Source organism: Paenibacillus sp. An7 (assembly GCF_009870785.1).
Taxonomy (GTDB): Bacteria; Bacillota; Bacilli; order Paenibacillales; family Paenibacillaceae; genus Paenibacillus.
The window spans coordinates 104,777-126,292 of sequence record NZ_WTWX01000005.1; the positions used below are offsets into that span (position 1 = coordinate 104,777).

The 21,516-nt window shown below is 41.9% G+C and carries 25 protein-coding genes; 5 read left to right on the forward strand and 20 right to left on the reverse strand.

Features of this window, described 5'->3' with window-relative positions:
- Window positions 1-47 precede the first annotated feature (47 nt).
- From xerD to GQY27_RS08865, 6 genes are all read right to left on the reverse strand, one after another.
- Window positions 48-953 (reverse strand): site-specific tyrosine recombinase XerD, encoded by a 906-nt coding sequence (xerD, locus tag GQY27_RS08840; protein WP_160033385.1) that lies wholly within the window; start codon window positions 951-953, stop codon window positions 48-50.
- Between the two features lie 54 nt (window positions 954-1,007).
- The gene (locus GQY27_RS08845; RefSeq protein ID WP_160033387.1) at window positions 1,008-1,250 is read right to left on the reverse strand and encodes a DUF4227 family protein; all 243 of its coding nucleotides are present in this window, start codon (window positions 1,248-1,250) and stop codon (window positions 1,008-1,010) included.
- Between the two features lie 308 nt (window positions 1,251-1,558).
- Window positions 1,559-2,020: a ferric iron uptake transcriptional regulator gene (gene fur, locus GQY27_RS08850; RefSeq protein WP_160033389.1), complete on the reverse strand. Its 462-nt coding sequence runs from the start codon at window positions 2,018-2,020 to the stop codon at window positions 1,559-1,561.
- Window positions 2,021-2,139: 119 nt separating this feature from the next.
- On the reverse strand, window positions 2,140-2,766 hold the full coding sequence (gene spoIIM / locus GQY27_RS08855) for a stage II sporulation protein M (protein WP_160033391.1): 627 nt from the start codon (window positions 2,764-2,766) through the stop codon (window positions 2,140-2,142).
- A 77-nt stretch (window positions 2,767-2,843) separates the two neighbouring features.
- Window positions 2,844-4,052: an endonuclease Q family protein gene (locus GQY27_RS08860; RefSeq protein ID WP_160033393.1), complete on the reverse strand. Its 1,209-nt coding sequence runs from the start codon at window positions 4,050-4,052 to the stop codon at window positions 2,844-2,846.
- Window position 4,053: 1 nt separating this feature from the next.
- Window positions 4,054-4,653, reverse strand: a complete 600-nt coding sequence (locus tag GQY27_RS08865) for an NUDIX domain-containing protein (protein ID WP_160033395.1) — start codon at window positions 4,651-4,653, stop codon at window positions 4,054-4,056.
- A gap of 100 nt (window positions 4,654-4,753) precedes the next feature.
- Here GQY27_RS08865 and GQY27_RS21490 point away from each other — a divergent pair, with 100 nt between their 5' ends.
- Window positions 4,754-4,918, forward strand: a complete 165-nt coding sequence (locus GQY27_RS21490) for a Z-ring formation inhibitor MciZ (protein ID WP_201450709.1) — start codon at window positions 4,754-4,756, stop codon at window positions 4,916-4,918.
- Window positions 4,919-5,000: 82 nt separating this feature from the next.
- Here GQY27_RS21490 and GQY27_RS08875 read toward each other — a convergent pair whose 3' ends face one another.
- The gene (locus GQY27_RS08875; RefSeq protein ID WP_201450710.1) at window positions 5,001-6,137 is read right to left on the reverse strand and encodes a M20/M25/M40 family metallo-hydrolase; all 1,137 of its coding nucleotides are present in this window, start codon (window positions 6,135-6,137) and stop codon (window positions 5,001-5,003) included.
- 79 nt (window positions 6,138-6,216) lie between these two features.
- Between GQY27_RS08875 and prli42 the strand changes: the two genes are divergently transcribed.
- On the forward strand, window positions 6,217-6,318 hold the full coding sequence (gene prli42, locus GQY27_RS08880) for a stressosome-associated protein Prli42 (RefSeq protein ID WP_160033399.1): 102 nt from the start codon (window positions 6,217-6,219) through the stop codon (window positions 6,316-6,318).
- Between the two features lie 95 nt (window positions 6,319-6,413).
- Here the strand turns inward: prli42 and lipB are convergent, their stop codons facing one another.
- From lipB to lpdA, 5 genes are all read right to left on the reverse strand, one after another.
- Window positions 6,414-7,112 carry a lipoyl(octanoyl) transferase LipB gene (gene lipB, locus GQY27_RS08885; RefSeq protein ID WP_160033401.1) on the reverse strand — a complete coding sequence of 233 codons (699 nt, stop codon included), beginning with the start codon at window positions 7,110-7,112 and terminating at the stop codon, window positions 6,414-6,416.
- A gap of 46 nt (window positions 7,113-7,158) precedes the next feature.
- On the reverse strand, window positions 7,159-8,529 hold the full coding sequence (locus GQY27_RS08890; protein WP_160033403.1) for a dihydrolipoamide acetyltransferase family protein: 1,371 nt from the start codon (window positions 8,527-8,529) through the stop codon (window positions 7,159-7,161).
- A gap of 47 nt (window positions 8,530-8,576) precedes the next feature.
- Window positions 8,577-9,563, reverse strand: coding sequence for an alpha-ketoacid dehydrogenase subunit beta (locus GQY27_RS08895; RefSeq protein ID WP_160033405.1), 987 nt, complete (start codon window positions 9,561-9,563; stop codon window positions 8,577-8,579).
- Window positions 9,563-10,579, reverse strand: a complete 1,017-nt coding sequence (locus GQY27_RS08900) for a thiamine pyrophosphate-dependent dehydrogenase E1 component subunit alpha (protein WP_160033670.1) — start codon at window positions 10,577-10,579, stop codon at window positions 9,563-9,565. The genes GQY27_RS08895 and GQY27_RS08900 overlap by 1 nt, the downstream gene beginning before the upstream one ends.
- Window positions 10,580-10,780: 201 nt before the next feature.
- On the reverse strand, window positions 10,781-12,202 hold the full coding sequence (lpdA, locus tag GQY27_RS08905) for a dihydrolipoyl dehydrogenase (RefSeq protein WP_160033407.1): 1,422 nt from the start codon (window positions 12,200-12,202) through the stop codon (window positions 10,781-10,783).
- A 161-nt stretch (window positions 12,203-12,363) separates the two neighbouring features.
- Between lpdA and GQY27_RS08910 the strand changes: the two genes are divergently transcribed.
- Both GQY27_RS08910 and GQY27_RS08915 read left to right on the forward strand, forming a co-directional pair.
- A complete protein-coding gene (locus GQY27_RS08910; RefSeq protein WP_160033409.1) occupies window positions 12,364-12,648 on the forward strand; it encodes a DUF2627 domain-containing protein in 285 nt (94 codons plus the stop codon).
- 92 nt (window positions 12,649-12,740) lie between these two features.
- Window positions 12,741-13,121: a potassium channel family protein gene (locus GQY27_RS08915; RefSeq protein WP_160033411.1), complete on the forward strand. Its 381-nt coding sequence runs from the start codon at window positions 12,741-12,743 to the stop codon at window positions 13,119-13,121.
- A 48-nt stretch (window positions 13,122-13,169) separates the two neighbouring features.
- On the opposite strand, the gene GQY27_RS08920 is transcribed toward GQY27_RS08915, so the two are convergent.
- On the reverse strand, window positions 13,170-13,391 hold the full coding sequence (locus GQY27_RS08920) for a hypothetical protein (RefSeq protein WP_160033413.1): 222 nt from the start codon (window positions 13,389-13,391) through the stop codon (window positions 13,170-13,172).
- 175 nt (window positions 13,392-13,566) lie between these two features.
- Here GQY27_RS08920 and GQY27_RS08925 point away from each other — a divergent pair, with 175 nt between their 5' ends.
- A complete protein-coding gene (locus GQY27_RS08925) occupies window positions 13,567-14,163 on the forward strand; it encodes a thymidine kinase (RefSeq protein WP_160033415.1) in 597 nt (198 codons plus the stop codon).
- A gap of 93 nt (window positions 14,164-14,256) precedes the next feature.
- On the opposite strand, the gene GQY27_RS08930 is transcribed toward GQY27_RS08925, so the two are convergent.
- The 7 genes from GQY27_RS08930 to GQY27_RS08960 form a co-directional block, all read right to left on the reverse strand.
- Window positions 14,257-14,736 carry a hypothetical protein gene (locus GQY27_RS08930; protein ID WP_160033417.1) on the reverse strand — a complete coding sequence of 160 codons (480 nt, stop codon included), beginning with the start codon at window positions 14,734-14,736 and terminating at the stop codon, window positions 14,257-14,259.
- 519 nt (window positions 14,737-15,255) lie between these two features.
- Complete coding sequence (gene spo0A / locus GQY27_RS08935) at window positions 15,256-16,065, reverse strand: sporulation transcription factor Spo0A (protein WP_160033419.1); 810 nt, start codon at window positions 16,063-16,065, stop codon at window positions 15,256-15,258.
- Window positions 16,066-16,252: 187 nt separating this feature from the next.
- Window positions 16,253-17,587, reverse strand: coding sequence for a SpoIVB peptidase (spoIVB, locus tag GQY27_RS08940; RefSeq protein ID WP_160033421.1), 1,335 nt, complete (start codon window positions 17,585-17,587; stop codon window positions 16,253-16,255).
- Between the two features lie 100 nt (window positions 17,588-17,687).
- On the reverse strand, window positions 17,688-19,427 hold the full coding sequence (gene recN, locus GQY27_RS08945) for a DNA repair protein RecN (protein WP_160033423.1): 1,740 nt from the start codon (window positions 19,425-19,427) through the stop codon (window positions 17,688-17,690).
- A gap of 155 nt (window positions 19,428-19,582) precedes the next feature.
- Window positions 19,583-20,032 carry a transcriptional regulator AhrC/ArgR gene (gene ahrC / locus GQY27_RS08950; protein ID WP_160033425.1) on the reverse strand — a complete coding sequence of 150 codons (450 nt, stop codon included), beginning with the start codon at window positions 20,030-20,032 and terminating at the stop codon, window positions 19,583-19,585.
- A gap of 37 nt (window positions 20,033-20,069) precedes the next feature.
- Complete coding sequence (locus tag GQY27_RS08955; protein ID WP_160033427.1) at window positions 20,070-20,552, reverse strand: hypothetical protein; 483 nt, start codon at window positions 20,550-20,552, stop codon at window positions 20,070-20,072.
- 106 nt (window positions 20,553-20,658) lie between these two features.
- The gene (locus GQY27_RS08960; RefSeq protein ID WP_160033429.1) at window positions 20,659-21,486 is read right to left on the reverse strand and encodes a TlyA family RNA methyltransferase; all 828 of its coding nucleotides are present in this window, start codon (window positions 21,484-21,486) and stop codon (window positions 20,659-20,661) included.
- Window positions 21,487-21,516: the final 30 nt, after the last annotated feature.

Genomic DNA, 21,516 nt, shown 5'->3' on the forward strand with positions numbered 1-21,516 from the left:
GTTCCATAATTTATCGGAATATACTTATAGTGTTGTGCTGAAAACCATCAGGCACGGGGATGATAATGATCATAAACATCTTTCATATTACGTTTGACCACTTGGTTGTAGATTTGTGTAGTCGAAATATCAGCATGCCCCATCATTTCCTGCACCGATCTTAGATCAGCACCATTCTCCAGCAAATGTGCAGCAAAAGAATGTCTAAGCGTATGCGGTGTAATTCCTTCGCCGGCGAGACCCGCTTCTTCTGCGTACTTTTTTATCATTTTCCATATGCCTTGCCGTGTTAATCGGCTACCATTCGTATTGACAAACAAAGCTTGTTCATCGATATGTTCCCTTAATAGTTTGCTGCGAGCAGACTCCAGATATTCAGTCGTTGCCCTTGCCGCAATCCCCGTCACAGGTATTACCCTTTCTTTCGCGCTGTCTCTTCCCGTCCGAACATACTTGAGCTGGGTATTCAGATCTTCTACGTTTAGATGAACAAGCTCTGAAACTTTAATTCCCGTCGCATATAAAAGCTCTAGCATGGCCTTGTCCCTAAGGCCGGAAGGCACAGAAGGATCCGGGATACTGAGAAGCCTGTCCACTTCTGAAATGGAAAGAATTTTGGGCGGGTTTTTCTCTGTTTTGGGTGAATCCAAATGATAAGTAGGATCTTTAGAAACCAGGCCTTTAAACATAAGATAATGAAAAAAAGAACGAAGGGAGACGACATTTCGGGCAATGGTTGAAGCCGCCTTCCCTTCTTTTTTAAGATAGGATAAATACAGTACAATATGTGTACGTGTAATTTCAGACGCTTCCAAATCCGCATCCATATGCTGTTCTCTATTCATATACCCAATAAACTGTTCAATATCACGTTTGTACGACTCAAGCGTACTGACAGAAGACCCTTTATCCTCCTGCAAATAATCCATGTAGGGCTGCACATACTTCCTCATCGTTTTCCTTACAGCTCCTTACCTTTGAATTTTTAAGTTAACAAGACCACACTTCTATTCACCATACCAATAAAAAAAACGAAGACGATTCATTAAGTTTGTTTTCTCGGCTGCAAGCTGAATTCCTTCTTCGGGATGAAATACTTTCAGTGCATTCCCCTCAGGAATCTTATAATGATCCACAGGAGTAATCCAGTTTGAGAATAAATCGAACACATTATAAAACATATAAACTAGGGCAGCAAAGATGATAAATAAACGAAACATGCGAAGCCATTTACGAAGTGAAAATACCATAAAGTTCTTTCCGCCTTCCTATAGTCATAATGTTGTCTTGTATAGGGTTTAGGTGTAGTATTCCCCGATGACAATTGGGCTATGATTCAGCCTATGAACCTGTCAACCCGACTATGACCACCTTTAGGCTGGCGAAAAGAGAAACTACTGGCTTTACTCTACATTTTTCAAATTGAGTCCAATACTTAACTCATTAAAATAGTAAGAGTCTATTATAAAGTTAATTCCAGTTATACTTATACGTGAACATGCTAAAAAAGCTCCCCCGAACTTGACCCGGTGAGAGCTTGCTCATGCTTGTCTTTATATCAGTTCTTCGGTTTCTGATCGTTCTTGTCTTTGCAACGATGACAGATTCCTTGAAAATCAAGTCTGTGATCTAGAACCGTAAAATTAAACTCACGCTCTAAACGTTCTTCAAGCGGCCCAAGCCAATCTTCTCGTATTTCGTCCATACTGCCGCATTGAACGCATATCAAATGGTGATGATGGTGCTTGCTTGTGTCACCGCGTAAATCATAACGGGCTACTCCGTCACCAAAATTTATCTTCTCAACGACATGCAGCTCACTGAGCAGTTCCAGGGTTCGATATACGGTTGCCAGACCGATTTCGGGAGCTTTTTCCTTAACCAACATGAACACGTCTTCTGCGCTCAAATGGTCTTCTTCATTCTCTAGCAAGACTCGAACTGTCGCTTCCCGCTGGGGCGTTAGTTTGTAGCCTTGAGATTGTAACTGTTGTTTTATCTTGTCGATCCGTGCTTCCATATTATCCCTCCCCCTCGGAAATCACTGCATCGTGTACGTAAACCCACTTGTTTATTATAGGGTCACATACGAAATAAAGTCAACAGTATCAGGGTTTTAAGGGCGATTTGGCCTTAGGATTAAACCTTAATAAACAATGGGGTTACCCACTGCATTAACACAGGAGTTACAAAGGTCTCAAAAGAAGAGATCCCAACCATAAGCAGAGCCATTGCCAAGGTTAACGTAATGTAACTGGTAAGCGGTCTTTTTAGACTTTGGTTTCGCTGCATAAAAAATCGACTGCGAATCATATGAAGCGAAAAGGTAATTGCTGCTACACTGCTAATCATCAAGACAGGGATGATAAACAAATTATGCGGTGCGATAGACAGCAAGGCGAGCAGCAACCCTTTCCAGGAATACTGAGCAACCAAATATCCAACTGAAAAACCAATCAGCACTCCTTTTAAAAAATCCAAAACCAAGATACCTGGAAGACCGATGACGGACAAACCAAGAATGAAGATTAGCCCAATCCACTTCAAATGAAGCATGGTAATGTCAAAAAAAGAATGCGATTCATTCACATTTCCTTGATGGATACTCACAAAAAAATTATCCAAATAACCCGCAAGATCTTGCTGCTGATCCAGGGTTAGTGCTCCTACCATTAATGCACCGAAAATAACCCCGACCAGAAATAATACAGCAACAAAAACATAAAGTGGAGTTTGGTCTCTGAATGTATGCTTGAGAAATGGCATGGCGAGAGGTCGTCCCCTTTCTGGTTACATACCCTACTCTATGAATTTCTCTCTCATTCTATGACCCGAATCTGAATTCATGTTCTTGAGACTTTTCCGTAGGTTCCGCCGCCGCCTGAGTTCAGCAGCAGTTCACCGCTTCTTGCCATTATAATGTACCTCGCAAGCTCATCTCCCACGACACTACGTAACTCGGCTTCTTCTGTACGATGCAGTATTGCCATTTCACTTCCGAATGCTTCAAGTAATAAACGCAGTTTCACCTTACCCAGTCCCGGAATAAATTCCAAAGGTACTTGGTACTGGTAAGCAGGCCGCCCTGGTGGGATATATGACTCTTCACGATCCGCAATGGTTAAAATTCGATCAAGTACACCTTGAATCAATTTGGTGCTTCCGCAGTAAGGACAGCGCTCTCCGGTGACCTTAGATTCGTCAAGAATGCTGTTACATGCTGCGCAGTAAGTACGGTGATATTTACCAAGCAGCGGATTCAAACCATAATTTGCTTCAATCCGGCGGCCGTCTTTATTTTGTAAAGCATAACAAAGCTCATCAAATGAAGGCTCTAACAGCCTAAGACTATTGTACTCTCTTCCGATTTTGCCAAGGGAATGAGCATCTGAATTTGTCAGAAAGGCCATATGATCCAATTCGCTGATATAACCCGCCATTTCGGAATCCGCACTAAGTCCAAGTTCAATGGCTGTTACGTCAGCTACATCTAAAATTTCCTCCATCCGGTATACACTGCTTCCATAAATGCCTTTATGGGGCGTAAACACATGAGCAGGGATAAACAGTCCACCGCGGCCTACAATATCCTTTTGAAGTTCCTTCAAAGGAACGTACACTCGCTGCGAACTAAGATTCACATTTTTCATCAAAGGGGTAATCCAGGCCGTAAAAGATTCCATGTCTGACAACGTCCGAAAATAAGCAAGGAAATGGGATTCCTTACGTCCAGGTTCCCTCACTTCAAGCTCTGTCCCGAGTAAAATCACCGTATTCTGATACGCGATGCCTCCGCCTGATATTTCTCTCATCTCACCTGATTCGAGTGCTTCTCTAATATCACGCTGTACCACAGGAGCATGGGCGTCAATAATACCGATCAGTTCAATCCCTTTGCGAGTTGCCGCTTCTTTAGCAATGTTAAAAAAAGTTAGATCCCGACTGCCGCTGATTTTCACCGCTTCTCCTCGGTTTGTTCTGCCAATATGAATATGGAGATCTGCGTAGAACGTACGAAGCGATGAAGCACCTTCAGAAACTTGCTGATTCATCTTACAGCTTTCCTGTCAGCTGATATAAGTGCCATGCATAGACTGCGAGAATCGTCTTGGCATCGCTGATCCGTCCTTCTTTAATTAGGGAATAAGCTTCATCCAACGTGATCTCCGATACTTCGAGAAACTCATCTTCATCTAGTTCCATCTCGCCCGCCTCAAGCTCTTCAGCCATATATAGATAGATAACCTCATCAGCAAAACCAGGGGAGGTGTAAAAAGCAGGCAGTGGTACAAGGGATTTTGCACGATACCCCGTTTCTTCTCTCAGCTCTCTTTTTGCCGCTTCCTCCGGATCTTCACCTGGGTCCAGCTTGCCTGCTGGGATCTCTAGTTCGGTTCTTCCTAATGCCTGTCTATACTGATCCACAACCAGCATACGGTCTCCGCGAACTGCCAGAACAGCAACCGCTCCCGGGTGTCTTATAATTTCTCTAGTTCCGGTCTGTCCATTAGGTAAAGTTACGGTATCCACTTGAAGAGAAACCACTTTCCCCTCAAATATAGGCTCTGTGGACACGGTTTTTTCCACTAATGCCGGATTCGAATCCGGATGTTTTAGTTTTGGATGCTTTTGACGAATAATTGATTCCTTCATAGTTAAACCTCCTTCATAAACATAAGCAAACAATAAGTATTAAATTAGACTTCTTGGGCATACGGTGTAGTATACGACTTTATTTAGGAGTGAGCCCCTGATGAAAAGCTATAAAACCCATGAATCCCTATATATGACCGGACAAGCACACCAGATTATGAACACGCTCAGACACTGGTTGTCAGATTACGGACCAGATATGCAGGTAATTGACCTCATTCGAAAGCCTCAACATCTATTACCCTTAATTCGAAATCGTAAATAAAAAAGCAGATTTCAATTTTTTATTTACAAAAAAGGTCTGGTGCTTACGCATGCCCAGACCTTTTGATATGCTATTTTTTATATTACGATTTTGCTGATTCTTTCACGATCGATACAACGACACGCGCCGCATCCACGAGACTGCTTACTTTGATTCGCTCATTTGTCGTATGAATATCTTCATATCCAAGGGCAAGATTCACGGTTGGAATACCAAAACCATTGAATATATTCGCATCGCTTCCGCCGCCGGAAGGGAAAGTTTTTGGTGTTAGACCTGCACTTGTAATCGCGCGTGCTGCGAGTTTTACAACCTCATCTTCGTCCGTTAATTTAAATGCAGGATAAGCGATATCACTTTCAAATTCAGCTTTGGCCCCATACTGCTCGCAAGTAGCCTGCAGCGCGTTTCTCATGTGATCAACTTGATTCTCCACTTTACTTTGAACAATACTCCGGGCTTCAGCCAAAATTTCAGCATAGTCACAAACAACATTCAGTGGACCTGCTCCAGAAAAACTTCCGATGTTCGCTGTTGTTTCATGGTCAACACGTCCTAGTTTCATTGCTGCAATTGCTTTGGCAGCGACTTGAATCGCGCTGATTCCATCTTCTGGATTCACGCCAGCATGAGCCGATTTTCCTGTAATCTTCATTGTAATTTGTGCTCTCGCTGGAGCTGCAACGCAGATTCCGCCCACTTCACCGTTGGAATCAAGGGCAAATCCGAATTCTGCGTCAATATCCTCCGCTTTCATCGCTCTTGCCCCAATTAGTCCCGATTCTTCACCTACCGTAATGACAAACTGAATCTGACCATGAGGAATGTTATTCTCTTGTATTACACGGATGGCTTCAAATAGAGCTGATATACCTGCTTTATCATCCGCACCTAAAATGGTTGTCCCATCACTGCGAATAAATCCATCTTCAGAGATTTGCGGTTTGATTCCTTCGCCAGGAGCGACCGTATCCATGTGACAAGTGAAAAACAGTTTTGGAGCCTCATTCGTTCCTTCTGCTTTCCATGTGACAATCAAGTTGCCTGCGCCGTGGCCTGTTTCTTCTTTGGTGTTGTCTTCTCTCACTTCAAGTCCAAGCTCTGTAAACTTTGTTTTCAGTACTTTGGAAATTTGCTGTTCATATTGGGTTACACTATCGATCTTAACCAGATCCATAAATTCCTTTGTTATCCGTTCCTGATTAATCATGGTTATCATCCCTTCTAGTTAGTCTTTTCACTATGCTATGGATAAGTTACAATAGACTATAATTATGGTATAAAAGGAGCTTACTAAAATGCAACAAAAAAAATGGTTTAAAGTTGTAATCTATCTGATGTTAATTGCGATGATTGCCTCAACGTTGTTAATTGTTATTGAACCACTGCTCTTTGGATAAGCAGATTTGAAGACAAATGAGTAGGACAAGCTTAGCCCTCTCTATGCTTCTCTCTTTAGAGGAACAGGGAGGGTATTTTCATTTTCACTGTGACTTCAAACGTATACGTCTGCAGCCCAAATCGGATCAAAGCCAAATTGCTGTGCAAAAATAGGGACCAGTTCCTGTGCTACCTGTTCCGTAGTGTGAACAAGCCCTGTACAATCTTCCAAAGTGGTTACCCCAAACTCCTCAATTCCGCAAGGGACAATCCCACCAAATCCTTCGCTCTGTAATCCTGATTTGATATTAAATGCAAACCCGTGACTCGTGATAAAGTCTTTTCGGTGCGAAGTACTGCGATTAAACTTAATGCCTATGGCACAAATTTTGAAGTTCCCTACCCATACTCCTGTATACTGCTCTTTACGGTCTGCTTCAATACTATAGGACCTTAAATACGTGATAATTACTTCTTCCATATTCCTTAAATGAGCATGTAAGTCAATTTCTTTACCTCGGCCCAAAAACATGATGGGGTATGCAACGAGCTGACCGGGTCCGTGATAGGTAATATCACCGCCTCGATCGATCTGATAGACTGAAATGCCTTTTTTCTTCCGATCTTCCTCACCAATCAGCAAATGTTCCGGATGTCGCTGCGTACCGATCGTATATGTAGGCGGATGCTGCAAAAGCAGCAGGTGTTCCTGCTGCTTTCCGGCATCGATGTCATGGACCATTCTCTTCTGTAGATCCCATGCTTCACCGTAATCCATCATATCGGTATAGCTTACAACAAGCGGTCTATTCATACGAATATACCTCCCCATGAGTAACTCACCACATACCACAGATGTTTTAGTATAGCTTCGTGTCTAAAGAATAACTTTCTAAATTCTCTTTTACTCGCTGCAGGAATCTTCCTGAAATGACACCGTCCAAAATACGATGATCCAGGGACAAACATAAATTAGCCATCGACCTTACGGCAATCATGTCATTAATAACGACAGGCTTCTTCACAATAGATTCAAAGGTAAGAATAGCAGCCTGCGGATAGTTGATAATAGGATAAGACAGAATAGAACCAAACGAACCGGTATTATTTACGGTGAATGTTCCTCCCTGCATATCATCCAGCTTTAACGTACCTTCTCTGGTTCTTCTTGCAAGATCTTCAATCTCATGAGCAAGTCCAGCAATATTTTTGGTGTCTGCTCGCTGAATAACGGGAGTCATTACTGAATCTTCCGTTCCTACGGCAAGAGAAATATTAATATCGCGTTTTACAATGATCTTATCAACAGCCCATACCGAGTTCATGATTGGATAATCTTTAATCGCATTAACCACTGCTTTGAGTAGAAAAGCCAAATAAGTTAAATTAATACCTTCTTTACGTTTGAAGTCATCTTTCAGTTTATTACGCAAAGTAACGAGATTTGTCACATCCACTTCGATCATCGTCCAAGCATGCGGGATTTCCGTTACACTCTGACGCATATTTCTAGCGATTGCATTACGAACCGGTGTAATATCGATGTATTGCTCTGCTCTTCCTTGCGTATAACCGTCGATTTCAATCTTCGGCAATTTTGGTGTTTCTGATAAATGAATGCCAGAATGACGAACAGGGATAGATGGATCCATGGATAGATTCTGTGGCTTCTGTGCCTCAGAAGACAAACTGTTCGGCGCTTCTTTACGTTCTTCCTGCATAAGTCCTGACGTTTGCTGCTGTGTATTTCCACTTTCTACGAAACGGAGTACATCTTTGCGCGTAATTCGGCCATTCATTCCGGTTCCCGGCACTTGGTTTAGATCAATGCCATGCTCCGCTGCAAGACTCTGAACGGCTGGTGAATAACGATTACGCATGGAGCCTTCCACAGCAGGTGCTGTGGACGCAGTTTGGGCGATTTGATCTGAAGTACTTGTTTCAGAAGTTTCGCTCACAATTCCGGTTCCTGCTGCAGCATGGACTTCCATACGGCAGATGAGTTCGCCTACTCCAACCGTTTGACCTTCTTCTGCCGTAAGTTCACCCATAATCCCTTCTACCGTAGAAGGAATCTCTGCATTCACTTTATCCGTAATTACTTCACAGATCGGTTCATATTGGTCTACCCGATCTCCCGGTTTTTTTAGCCATTTGGCGATCGTCGCCGATACGAGTGATTCCGCAAGCTGCGGCATAACCACTTCAATCAACTTCTTTTGTCCTGCCATGTTTTGTCACTCCAATTCTTCCTCCTCATCTCTGAGGAGGCCTAGTCTTAATACATTGCAAGCTTAAGCATTGCATCTTTTACTTTATCTTTACTCAGCATGTAGAATCTTTCCATTGGTGGACTGATCGGCATTGCAGGCACATCAGGACCGCAAAGACGTTCAATCGGAGCATCCAGATCAAACAGACATTCTTCATTAATAATGGCAGATACTTCTGCTCCGACTCCGCCTGTTTTGTTATCTTCATGGATAATAAGCACTTTCCCCGTATGTTTTGCTGCATCTATAATCGCTTCTTTATCAAGAGGCTGTAGTGTACGCAGATCCAAAACATGCGAAGTGATTCCTTGTTCTTTTTCGAGCTCCTCTGCGGCTTGCATGACAAAATGCAGCGGCTGTGAGTAAGCAATCACGGTAATATCGTCACCTTCACGAAGTAAGTTAGCCTTACCAATTGGTACGATGTAATCCTCTTCAGGCACTTCTTCCTTCGAGAGACGATACATTTTTTTGTTTTCAAAGAAAAGCACAGGATCTGGATCACGAACTGCTGCTTTAAGAAGCCCCTTCGCATCATATGCGGTATAAGGTGCTACAATCTTAAGCCCCGGGGTTCCAAAGAAAATGGATTCTGGACACTGAGAATGGTATAGACCACCAAAAATACCGCCGCCGATTGGCGCACGAATAACAACAGGACAACTCCAATCATTGTTCGATCTGTATCTAATTTTAGCAGCTTCACTAATGATTTGGTTGGTTGCTGGAAGCATGAAATCAGAATATTGCATCTCCGCAATCGGCTTCATTCCGTACATGGCGGCACCAATGGCTACCCCTGCAATTGCTGACTCCGATAAAGGCGTATCCATCACACGCATTTCACCAAACTGTTCCATAAGTCCTTTGGTTGTCGTGAATACACCGCCTTTAACCCCTACGTCTTCGCCAAGCACAAATACGGTCTCATCGCGCTCCATTTCTTCTTTCATCGCGAGTCTAATCGCATCAATATACTCCATTTCAGCCATTAATGTTTCCCTCCTGACTCATCATCGGCATACACATGCAGCAGGGTATCTTCCGGCTTCGGAAACGGAGCATTGTCTGCATATTCCGTCGCTTCTTTCAGTTCCATACTAAGCTGTGCAGCCAGATCTGCATCTCGCTCTTCATCCCATAAACCACAGTCAATCAAATATTGTTTCATTTTGGCAAGGCCGTCTTTTTTCCAGTTTTCTTCTACTTCTTCTTTTGTTCGGTAAGCGAGATCGTTATCTGAAGTGGAATGTGGAGATAACCGGTACATCATTGCCTCTATGAGTGTCGGACCTTCTCCCGCCACCGCACGTTCGCGTGCTTCTTTTACAGCAGCATACACGGCAAGGGCATCATTACCATCTACCCGAATTCCCGGGAACCCATATCCGAGAGCACGATCACTTACTTTTCCGCTAAGCTGTTTGTGAATAGGCACAGAGATGGCATATTGATTATTCTCAACCATGATAATAACCGGAAGTTTATGCACTCCCGCAAAGTTACTTCCTTCATGAAAGTCTCCCTGATTACTTGAACCTTCGCCAAAAGTAACGAAAGATACAAAATCTTTCTTCTGCATTTTTGCTGCAAGCGCAAAGCCAACGGCATGCGGCACCTGCGTAGTTACAGGACTTGATCCTGTTACAATACGAAGGCGTTTGCTTCCAAAATGACCAGGCATTTGGCGACCTCCACTGTTTGGGTCTTCTGCTTTCGCAAAAGCGGACAGCATGAGTTCACGCGGTGTCATTCCTACGGCCATAACAAATCCATAATCTCGATAATAAGGCAAGAAATAATCCTTTTCGCGATCAAGCGCAAAAGCAGCAGCTACCTGAGCTGTCTCTTGACCAATACCGGAAACATGGAAATTGATTTTACCCGCTCTTTGTAAAAGCATACAGCGTTCATCAAATTTACGGGCCAGGAGCATATATTTGTACATATCAATAACTTGACCATCAGATAGACCAAGCTCATTGTGTTTGTACTGTTTAGAAGTCATATTATTTAAGTTCAAAACTAGCGAACCCTCCTTTTAGAGTAGCTCAAGTGTCTTAGGTATTATCTTGTCTTATAACCTGGTACTAAGACTTGGCTTAAGCACATTATACTCGTTTTGTTTGCAAAAAGAAAAGAGATAAAACACATTGATGACAAGTGTCATGTTTCATTTCCGCTATGGAATCACTAGTAAAACAGGTGTTTACATTCCGATTGCATTGCCGTCTACGGCAAGCATTGCTTCACCCATAATCTCCGATAAAGAAGGATGTGGATGGACAAGCTGTCCTATTTCCCAAGGGGTTGCATCTAATAGCTGAGCAAGCGCCGCTTCACTGATTAGGTCTGTAACATGAGTTCCAATCATATGAACTCCCAAAATATCATTGGTGTTCTCATCGGCAATTACTTTAACAAAGCCTTCTTGATGTCCGTGTACCAAAGCTTTGCCAATCGCCTGAAAAGGAAACTTACCAATCTTGACCTTGTAACCAAGATCTCTAGCTTGTTTTTCTGTATATCCAACACTCGCTGCCTCAGGTCTAGAATAGATGGCTCTTGGAATAAATTGATCCGGAGTCGCATGCACGGTTTCGCCTGACATATGATGTACGGCACGAATTCCTTCGTGGGAAGCAACATGAGCAAGCTGGAGGCCTCCGATACAATCGCCGATCGCATAAATATGAGGAACAGCCGTCTGTAACTGTTTATTCACCTCAATGAATCCATTAGATAATTTGATATCCGTGTTCTCAATTCCAATATTCTCGACATTTGCTACTCGTCCAACCGAGATTAATATTTTTGCAGCTGATAAAGTTTCGTTTCCCGCACTTGACTGTATATCAATCGAAATGGAATCACCATGGTCTGTGTATGTATTCGTCATGACCTGGCAACCTGTTCTTACCTCTACTCCTCGTTTGACAAGCAGTCGTTTCATTTCCGCAGCAATCTCTTGATCTTCTTGGGGAAGAATGTGATCTGCTGCCTCAACAAGCGTCACTTTTACATTAAAATCAGATAGCATGGATGCCCATTCTACTCCAATAACTCCGCCGCCAACGATAATGATGGAACCCGGCAGGTCATCCATTCGAAGAGCCTCGTCGCTTGTCATAATCTTATCGCCCTCAGGTTCAAGTCCTGGCAGCGTTCTAGGACGAGTTCCCGTAGCAATAATCAGATTTGCGGGTACCACATTTTCCATCTCTCCATTATCAAGTTCGACGGCAAGAGCACCGCTTTTTGGAGAAAAAATCGAAGGACCAATGACTCTTCCTTTTCCATGCAAAACAGTTATCTTATTTTTACGCATGAGATACTCGACACCCTGATGGAGCTGCTTCACAATGGCTTCTTTTCTTTCTTGAACTTTAGGAAATACTAAAGTTGCCCCCGAGGTTTCAATACCATAACTTGCACTGTCTTTAATATCTGCATATACTTCTGCACTTCGAAGTAGTGCCTTGCTTGGAATGCACCCTCGGTGAAGACACGTTCCTCCTAGTTTATCTTTTTCTACAATAACGACAGATTTACCTAACTGAGCAGCCCGGATCGCAGCCACATAGCCACCTGTTCCCCCGCCCAAAATTGCCACATCACATTCTATTGCCATAAAAAATCATTCCCCCAATTCTTCCGCTTAGTCGTTAATTTATGTTCTATTGTACTCTCACTTCTCTGGAATCACAAAACAAGCCCATCTAATAGACAGTAACTAGAAGACAAGGTATCATATAGAAATACTACATGCGTATGAGAAGGGGTTTTTGCACGATGAAGCTTATGCTTTCCCGCTTTCTTGCCATTGTCATCCTCGTTATTCCTGGTCTTGGAGCCATGAAAGGTTTCTTAATGATCAAAGATTCGTTGTTTCATTATTATGCTGATCATGGTGATGATCTTATAACCGTCCCGCGCTTTGAATGGCTTCACTTCAGCTTAGGCATTCTTCTATTTGCCACGTGCATGGCTTTTCTTGGCGGCTGGATTCTTTTTCGTGATCGTAAACGTAATTATGTCGGACCTCGTTTCAAACAAAAACAAGATATGGATACATAGCCCGGTGAATCCCATGAAAACTTTACCTTTACGGTTGGATTCAATATAATGTTACTCTTATATATCTTTTTCGAAGATAGGGGCATCTGACCATGATTTCATTTTTACTTACACTCAAAAGATTACTCAAAGGATTATTTCATGGTTTTAAAGATAAGAGATTTCTTGCTCTTTTAACCTTGACCTTAGCTACCCTGCTCTCAGGAACACTTTTTTATTCCAGTGTAGAGAATATGAGTTATATAGATGCACTCTACTTCTCTGCAGTTACTCTAACAACCGTTGGTCACCCAACACTCACGCCGGTTACGACTTTTGGCAAGTTGTTTACGATCATTTACATGTTTGCAGGAATCGGTATTACAATTGCCATGATCGCTCGAATTATGCTCGGAATTGTTTTTCCAGAAAAGTTAGGCGATGGAATATCTAAAGAAGAAATATCTTTATATCAAGATCAATCTGAACAGTAATTTATGTCAGGCCTTCTTACCAAGTAAGAAGGCTTTTGGGTTATCTAATTATTCATACAATGCATCTCTAAGTTTCGTAGACATATTCGAACCACCTGTTGCTTTTTGCAATATTTGTTTTTTTAACCGTTGATTCTGTGCTTGTACAGCAGAGAATTCAGCTAGTAAATCAGAAATGAATTTTTTAGTATCAGGAGAAATTGTCTCCTTTTCTTGCAGTATCTCAAAGTTTTCTTGCCAAGCATTATATTTTTCATCAATTTTCATCATATTCACCTCATCCTTATCAACCATATCATGTTAGAAGAAATTGTGCATAATTTTACACTCCATGATCTAACAAAAAAGTGGCTTCTGTGCTTTTATTTATGTTACTCTATAATGGCTCTTTTGGAAAAACCAAAAGCTTTAGAGCGGATTGTGCTAAAGAGAGGAAGATATCGCTGTGTCAAAAGGTCGTATTACTGTTATTACCGGACCCATGTTCAGTGAAAAGTCAGGGGAACTGATCAGACGCTGTCAGAAACTAATGAAATATGGACGCCAGAAGGTCGTTGCCTATAAACCTGTTGAAGATGACCGATTTGAAATCGACGAAATCGTAAGTCGGATCGGATACAAATTACCTGCAATCCCCATTCCAAAACAACTTACTCCGCAAATCGTGGAACAAATTCTAGAACAAACAAAAGATGCAGATGTTGTTGCTTTTGATGAGGTACAGTTCTTTAGCAGAGAAATCATGGATATTGCCGAAGAACTCGCTTATTGCGGAAAACACGTCATCGTGGATGGTTTAAATATGGATTATCGCGGTAAAGAATTCGGATATGTTGGCGGATTACTCGCCATGTCCGATGATATTGAAAAACTATCAGCCTTCTGCGCCGTATGTGGAAGCCCTGATGCAGCATTTACCCAACGTATCGTTAATGGGGAGCCGGTTACCCTTGGTCCTGTCGTCATGATCGGAGACTCCGAAGCATACGAACCGAGATGCCGCAATTGTTTTGTCCCGCCTCATAAAGTGAAATGTGATTAAAGAAATTAAATAAAGGAGTGTCCGGTATACACCCGGCACTCCTTTACTTTTCAGCTGTCGACAAAGCGGTAGCTGTGCAAATCCATTTCCTCATTATTGTTCCCGTGTAACAAAGTACTTATTAGTCATATAGTAAGCATCACCGCGGGATGTCTCTACCATACCTTTTTTCGGGTCCAAGAATACAATTTCCTTACACTTCGTACAATACCACTTTGTTCGTTTGTACGGAGACTCGGTTACATAAGCAGTTCCACATTTGCAATCAATTTTCATTAAAATCTCATTGGCTCGATATGCGGTTGATAGACGATCCATATTATCTTGTTGTTGAACAGGCACGATTACATTCTGATAGTCAGAGAACTGATTCTGAACTTTAAAGTCAGAGACAAGTGAAGGATTTAATCCAAAGAATTCTTTACCGATCTCAGCAATAAACTTCGTATCGTTTCTGTAACAATGAATCCATTCCTGAATCTGTTTATTGGACAATGGAACTGTCCCCTTAACACCGCTGTTCAGTGTGTATGTCATGATATATAGTGTGTCGTCTTGTTTGCTTGAGTACATTAGAAACCTCCTTATTCTCTGCTAATGTACTACAACTCTTTTACGAAAGCAAAGGCTATTCTCCATGTAATTATCACCAAATGTGGGACTTGTCGTAAACTATGGATTTTGATTATATTCTAAGCATCTTATTACTTTTATCATTATATTCACATTCTTTGCATAAACCTGTAACTTTTCCAGAGGGGCTTGCATAAAAGTGAAGTCTTTTATACTTATTGCATTTTTCACATTTTTGGACTTTCTGCATCTTTTTATTATGATCATTTTTGCGATAATGATCCAAATAGACTACATTGGAAGATTTCTTTACCTTGCTTACGTGATATCGTCTATAAGTGATCCAAGTGAAGCATAAAACAACAATACCTATGATCGACAACCATAACATGGGTCTCTTCCCCTTTCATAATTCCCGAAAAAGCGCCTACCTTCTCTTCGGGTAAGCGCATTTTATCATAAGGTTCGAAGGGCGTTGTTCCAAAAATAAACAATTCAAGTCATCTTTAAGATACTTTATTAAGATACTTTATTCTCAATTCTAAGTTTATCAGCTACCATGGCAATAAATTCACTGTTCGTCGGTTTGGATTTACTGATGTTAATCGTATAACCAAACAAATGACTGATCGAGTCGATGTTCCCCCGTGTCCAAGCCACTTCAATCGCATGACGAATCGCACGTTCAACCCTGGAAGGAGTTGTTTTGAATTTCTCAGCGATTGCAGGATATAATGTTTTGGTAATCGCTCCGAGAATTTCGATATTGTTGTACACCATAGTGATTGCTTCCCGCAAATATTGATATCCCTTAATATGAGCAGGCACACCGATCTCATGAATAATGGAAGTAATACTCGCATCCAAATTTCTTGATTTTCCGATAGGAACAACATTTGATTTTTGGGAGGAGGATATCATTTGTGAACCATTACTTGCAATTGCTTGAGCACCAAATAGCTGCCTTACTCGATTTGCAAGGACTTCCATATCAAAGGGCTTCAAAATATAATAAGAAGCTCCTAATTGTACAGCACGCTGAGTAATGTTCTCTTGCCCAAAAGCAGTAAGCATGATTACCTTAGGCTGCGGAGATAAATTCATTTCGCGCAAGCGTTCAAGCACTCCTAGACCATCGAGATGAGGCATAATAATATCAAGGATTAATACATCAGGTACAGACTTTGCTTCTTGAATGATCTGAAGTACCTCCTCACCGTTATACGCGATGCCCGTTACTTCCATGTCCTCTTGATTAGATATATATTCAGCTAGTAAATTAGTAAACTCCCGGTTATCATCAGCCAATAATATTTCAATATTTTGCAAATGTTTTTCCTCCCTTAGACAATTGTTGATGCTCATTCCCTTACAGCTTAAGATTTTCGACATACAAAAGGAAAATCCTTCTGTCGAAAAATATTTTCTTTATTTTTTTTAGCCATTGATTTATAATATTGTATTTTATTTCATTTTATGATTTTCTTCTTATGTATTCGACAAAAAATCTTAAGGCTTAACTCGCCTTAAGATTCATTGTTTGCTTATTAGGGATTACTACGCCAGCATCTTCTAACATCCATTCAATGAAACATCCATAACCCGATTTAGGGTCATTCACAAAAACATGCGTTACAGCTCCAATAAGTTTGCCATTCTGAATAATTGGACTGCCGCTCATCCCCTGTACAATACCACCTGTCTTATCAATTAGACGTTTATCGGTAATACGAATAACAAGTCCTTTTGTAGCCGCATGATCTTGAGGTGAGACATGAACGACATCAACCGTGAATCGCTCCACCTTTTGTCCTTCGAGAACCGTTAAAATTTCAGCAGGTCCTTCTTTCACTTCATGTGCAAATGCGACAGGGATAGGCTTTTGATATAAACTGTGTTCTGGATTTACAGGCATCTTTCCAAAAATTCCAAAGGGAGTATTTCTTTCGATATTTCCAAGAATTCTGCTTTCTTTCGTAAAAATCGCTCGTTTCTCACCTGGATCACCAGTTTCGCTCTTCGCAATAGAAGTAACATTAGATTGGACAATCTCACCACTGCCAACCACAATTGGCGTTTGCGTGTTCATGTCAGTGATCACATGACCTAAAGCTCCATACACACCTTGATCTGGTGCATAGAAAGTCAAAGTACCCACACCAGCGGCTGAGTCCCGGATATAGAGGCCAAGACGCCAAACCTGATCTTCTTCATCAAACACAGGGGTTAACTTTGTCTTGATGACTTTTCCTTGACGAGATAAGGTAATATCAATGGGTTTCTTCGTCTTTCCTGACTCAAGAACGGTATCAGCAACCGCGTTCACCCCTGTGATCGCTTTGCCATTCATATGAGTCAATAAGTCACCCAGTTTGATACCTGCCTCTTCCCCTGGTGAAACAGGGTCCTTACTCGTTACATGTACCAAATGATGACCTACAACCAGTATACCGGCAGACTTTACCTTAACACCGATGGTTTGTCCCCCTGGTACTACCTTCAAATCAGGCACGACAAGCACATCTGTCGTTTTTAGCGGGATTTTACCAAACAGCTTCCAAGTAAGTTTTGTCGTCCCCTCTTGTTGAGGATTCAATTGGATGGAATGTTGCCTGGCAGAAACCGAAAGTTTAGGGGAGGTTTCTTTCTTTACTTGCAGCACCTCTGATTGATCAGAGACGGTCGCATCCACGGGCGCAGATACTTCGAGGTGTGTTTCCCGTCCGGCTAACAAACGTAGCTCATCTGGCAATGAGGCATAACTGAACACGGGCAATAGGGTCTGTCCGAACAGACAGATAGATAAGACAACAATAAGGCCAATAAGTTTCTTTCCAAGGTTAAGCTTCAAGTGGCTGTCACACTCCCTTTGCTTCGTTCGCTTGACGAAAGGTGGTCGCCAATTGCGTAACTATAACATAACCTTGGACTTGGTCTTTTATTACTGTCAATCATTGCTCCGTAAGTACTTCAGCCCCTTTTTTGGCTTCCGCAAGTTTAAGCATTTCCTGTGCATGGTGTCTTGTTTTTTCTGTAATTTCAACACCGCCAAGCATCCTCGCGAGTTCCATGATTCGTCCTTCTTCAGAAAGTTCATCGACCTGTGTCATCGTCCGTTCCTGATGCACTTTTTTCTCAATTAGATACTGATGATCGGCCATACAAGCCACTTGGGGTAAATGTGTAATAGAGAAGACCTGACAAGTGGAAGAAAGAAGGAACAATTTTTCTGCAATGGACTGAGCTGCTCTTCCGCTTACTCCGGTATCTACTTCGTCAAAGATCAGTACAGGGATTTGGTCGTGTCTTGCGAAAATACTTTTAAGGGCAAGCATAATCCGCGACATCTCCCCACCCGAAGCGATCTTGCCTAAGGGCCTTAGTGGTTCACCTGGGTTTGCTGATATTAGAAATTCCACACTGTCAATTCCCTGTTTCGTAATCCGAATCCGCTGACCATTCCATTCAACACCGCGAAGGTCTTCTACGACAGAAATCTGTGCCTTCATGGATGTTCGTTCCATCTGTAAATCCTTTAGTTCTCGTTCCACTTTTTCGGATAACTCTTCTGCACATTTCTTACGAGCCATGCTCATTTTCTCTGCTGTAATCAGTAATTCTGCCAAGTAACGATCACGTTCGGCGAGTAATTTTTCCATGCGCTCATCTTTATTCTCAAGCTGATCTGTTTCCCGCTCAATTTGGGCATAATACTCGAGAATGGTTTCTACGTTATCCCCGTATTTACGCTTTAGACCCGTAATCATATTGAGTCGTTCTTCCACTTCCCCAAGTCTTGCCGGGTTAAATTCGATATCATCACGATATCCGCGAAGCTGAAACGCAGCATCTTCCAACTGGTAAAAAGCAGACTGAAGCTGGTCTAATATTGGCTTAATTCCTTTTTGATCATAACCGCTTATATCTTCAAGCTTTGAAATCGCGTAACTAACCGCCTCAAGCCCCTGAGAGCCTTGAAGAATATCGTAAGCTCCTGCAACAGAATCCATCATTTTTTCGCTATGGGATAGTTTGACCTTTTCTTCATGCAGTAATTCATCCTCGCCCGGTACGAGTTTAGCGGCTGAGATCTCTTCTAACTGAAACCGATACATATCAAGTAATTGATAAGCTTTTTGACTTGACTCCTGTAGCTGACGAACTTGTTTTTCTACTTTCACAAATGCTTTATACTGCTCTATATATTTCAGCTTTATCGGACCAATGATACTTTCTCCATATGTATCGAGCAGACCTAAGTGCTTCTCTGCCCGCAATAAACTTTGATGTTCATGTTGTCCGTGGATATTAATGAGCTGTTCTCCAACCTCACGTAACATGGTCAAGTTAACTAGTTGTCCATTAATACGAGATACACTTTTGCCTGTTGAAATGAGTTCACGGCGTATAATTAAATGCTCGTCTGGTTTTGCCTGGATACCGAGCCCCGACAATGTCTGCCACACGGGATGAGAGCCTGGAAGTTCAAACATGGCTTCCATCTCTGCTTTATCACAGCCATATCGTATGAGATCAGCTGAGCCTCTGCCTCCCGCAATAAGACCAAGTGCATCTATAATAATCGATTTACCTGCGCCCGTTTCCCCAGTAAGTACGTGAAACCCCGCATGGAAATGGACATCCACCGCTTCAACAACTGCTAAATTTCGAATAGATAGTGTAGAAAGCACAGCATTGCACCTCCGATGATCACGTTAATTACGTGTAATTACATTCCCCCGAAAAATATACAGGGAACGTCCGTTTGCTTTTTTCATCTTCGTTTATACTTTACACTATTTTCTTCGAAAAAGAAACGTATGTTCGCTCACTTTTTTATTATATTTTACGAAATATATCCCATGATTTGATTAATAAATGACTTACTGTTTTCTTCCGTTCGGCAAATCACAAGAATGGTATCATCTCCGCTGATGGTTCCCATGATTTCCGGCCATTCAATGTTATCAAGAAGCGCTGCTACGGAATTTGCTGTACCGGGAAGGAACTTCATAACCACAAGATTCGTAGTGTGATCGATACTGAGGAAGTTATCGACTAAAGCACGTTTTAATTTTTGTCCCGGATTATATCTTTGATCTGTCGGTAAAGAGTATTTATACCTGCCATCTTCTGTAGGTACCTTAATAAGAAGAAGTTCTTTGATATCTCTTGAGACCGTAGCTTGGGTTACTTGATATCCAGACTTACGCAGTGCTTCCACCAGTTCATCCTGTGTTTCAATATCATTTTGACTGATAATTTCACGAATTTTTATATGTCGTTGCCCTTTCATACATGCCTCCAATTGTCGTGCTCAATATTATTCCTGTTTACTCATCCCCTGGATCATACAAATAATCATCATCATCCAGTAAGGATATACGCTTAATTGTTTCCTCTTCTGTATCCACATAGAGCAGTCCATCACATCCTGGATAGAGCAAAAGATACAGAAGCATTCGATCTCTAACCCCTGATCCTGTCCATTCTACCTTCATGCGGCTCCTGGATATTTTAACAATATAAACCTCGTCTTCCTTTTCGGCTACATAATCAATAAATAATCTGCTGTAAAGCGTATTTTGATTCACCTGAAAAGAAAGCGGAACCTTTAATTTCCCCCCAATAACTTCATATCCTTCTCTCTCTAAAATATATAGAGCCGGATGTTCCTGAATTTCTTCGTTTAACAAAAGTTCGGGCATATGTTCAGGTGCAGGGTCTTGAAGCCATTTACGTACACCATATACTATCCAGATCAACACGATTAAACCAAAAAAAGCGATAACCACTTTGTCATATTGGCCTTCCATGCAACCACCTCTACAGAAAATATTCGCGAACTTATGTTCAATTTCCTGTATGGGGTAACCGGTTCGTATCCCTTATCAGTAAAAGAAACTCATCCGAAGATGAGTTTCAGGTAAACGTATTCGATGCTTGTTTCACAGTAGACTGTATCAAAGCATCTGTATCCATGGATGATTCTGTCCTCAACTCAGGAGGATTTAATCTCCAGTGTGCAAGAAACTCAATATTCCCTTCGCCTCCTGTAATTGGAGAGAAGGTGAGATCCTGGAGTTCAAGGCCAAGTTCCTTCCCATAGGCGATAATGGAATGCAGCACTTCTGCATGCACTTTAGGCTCTCGTATAACACCTGTTTTAGGAACCTTCTCACGACCAGCCTCAAACTGTGGCTTGATCAGTGCAGCAATATCTGCTGGTTGTTTAAGCAGGTTCACAAGCGGAGGAAGAATGATTTTTAAAGATATAAAAGATACATCAATACTCGCTACATCCGGTACTGGTCCTGTAAGGTCTTCAGGAGTTACATATCTGAAATTGGTTCTTTCCATGACCGTTACGCGCGGATCATTACGTAATGACCAATCCAGCTGATTATAACCTACATCAATTGCATACACATGAGCAGCGCCATGCTGCAATGCACAATCGGTAAATCCTCCAGTGGACGAACCAATATCGAGCATTGTTCTTCCTTCCATGTCCAGATGGAAATGTTTGATTGCTTTTTCCAGCTTCAAACCTCCGCGACCCACATAAGGATGAACTGCACCCTTCACTTTTATGACGGACTCCCTGGGAACTTTCATTCCTGGTTTCTCAATCCGCTCTTCATCAGCCAGAACAAGCCCGGCCATAATTGCGGCTTTTGCTTTTTCACGGCTTGCATAAAAACCTTGTTCTACTAGTAATATATCTATTCGTTCTTTAGGGACTGACATGAGTTTCTCCTGTTCCAAAATATTTAAGTG

What these genes read in the sequence shown, in the direction of transcription:
- GQY27_RS08845 (WP_160033387.1), bottom strand. Translation starts at nt 1,250, where the DNA reads ATGGTATTTTCACTTCGTAAATGGCTTCGCATGTTTCGTTTATTTATC.
- GQY27_RS08895 (WP_160033405.1), bottom strand. Translation starts at nt 9,563, where the DNA reads ATGGCTGAAATGGAGTATATTGATGCGATTAGACTCGCGATGAAAGAA.
- GQY27_RS08960 (WP_160033429.1), bottom strand. Translation starts at nt 21,486, where the DNA reads ATGTCAGTCCCTAAAGAACGAATAGATATATTACTAGTAGAACAAGGT.
- GQY27_RS08865 (WP_160033395.1), bottom strand. Translation starts at nt 4,653, where the DNA reads ATGAAGGAATCAATTATTCGTCAAAAGCATCCAAAACTAAAACATCCG.
- GQY27_RS08875 (WP_201450710.1), bottom strand. Translation starts at nt 6,137, where the DNA reads ATGATAACCATGATTAATCAGGAACGGATAACAAAGGAATTTATGGAT.
- GQY27_RS21490 (WP_201450709.1), top strand. Translation starts at nt 4,754, where the DNA reads ATGAAAAGCTATAAAACCCATGAATCCCTATATATGACCGGACAAGCA.
- lpdA (WP_160033407.1), bottom strand. Translation starts at nt 12,202, where the DNA reads ATGGCAATAGAATGTGATGTGGCAATTTTGGGCGGGGGAACAGGTGGC.
- GQY27_RS08860 (WP_160033393.1), bottom strand. Translation starts at nt 4,052, where the DNA reads ATGAATCAGCAAGTTTCTGAAGGTGCTTCATCGCTTCGTACGTTCTAC.
- prli42 (WP_160033399.1), top strand. Translation starts at nt 6,217, where the DNA reads ATGCAACAAAAAAAATGGTTTAAAGTTGTAATCTATCTGATGTTAATT.
- xerD (WP_160033385.1), bottom strand. Translation starts at nt 953, where the DNA reads ATGAGGAAGTATGTGCAGCCCTACATGGATTATTTGCAGGAGGATAAA.
- GQY27_RS08920 (WP_160033413.1), bottom strand. Translation starts at nt 13,391, where the DNA reads ATGATGAAAATTGATGAAAAATATAATGCTTGGCAAGAAAACTTTGAG.
- GQY27_RS08930 (WP_160033417.1), bottom strand. Translation starts at nt 14,736, where the DNA reads ATGTACTCAAGCAAACAAGACGACACACTATATATCATGACATACACA.
- GQY27_RS08955 (WP_160033427.1), bottom strand. Translation starts at nt 20,552, where the DNA reads ATGGAAGGCCAATATGACAAAGTGGTTATCGCTTTTTTTGGTTTAATC.
- ahrC (WP_160033425.1), bottom strand. Translation starts at nt 20,032, where the DNA reads ATGAAAGGGCAACGACATATAAAAATTCGTGAAATTATCAGTCAAAAT.
- GQY27_RS08910 (WP_160033409.1), top strand. Translation starts at nt 12,364, where the DNA reads ATGAAGCTTATGCTTTCCCGCTTTCTTGCCATTGTCATCCTCGTTATT.
- GQY27_RS08900 (WP_160033670.1), bottom strand. Translation starts at nt 10,579, where the DNA reads ATGACTTCTAAACAGTACAAACACAATGAGCTTGGTCTATCTGATGGT.
- lipB (WP_160033401.1), bottom strand. Translation starts at nt 7,112, where the DNA reads ATGAATAGACCGCTTGTTGTAAGCTATACCGATATGATGGATTACGGT.
- GQY27_RS08915 (WP_160033411.1), top strand. Translation starts at nt 12,741, where the DNA reads ATGATTTCATTTTTACTTACACTCAAAAGATTACTCAAAGGATTATTT.
- spoIIM (WP_160033391.1), bottom strand. Translation starts at nt 2,766, where the DNA reads ATGCCATTTCTCAAGCATACATTCAGAGACCAAACTCCACTTTATGTT.
- fur (WP_160033389.1), bottom strand. Translation starts at nt 2,020, where the DNA reads ATGGAAGCACGGATCGACAAGATAAAACAACAGTTACAATCTCAAGGC.
- GQY27_RS08890 (WP_160033403.1), bottom strand. Translation starts at nt 8,529, where the DNA reads ATGGCAGGACAAAAGAAGTTGATTGAAGTGGTTATGCCGCAGCTTGCG.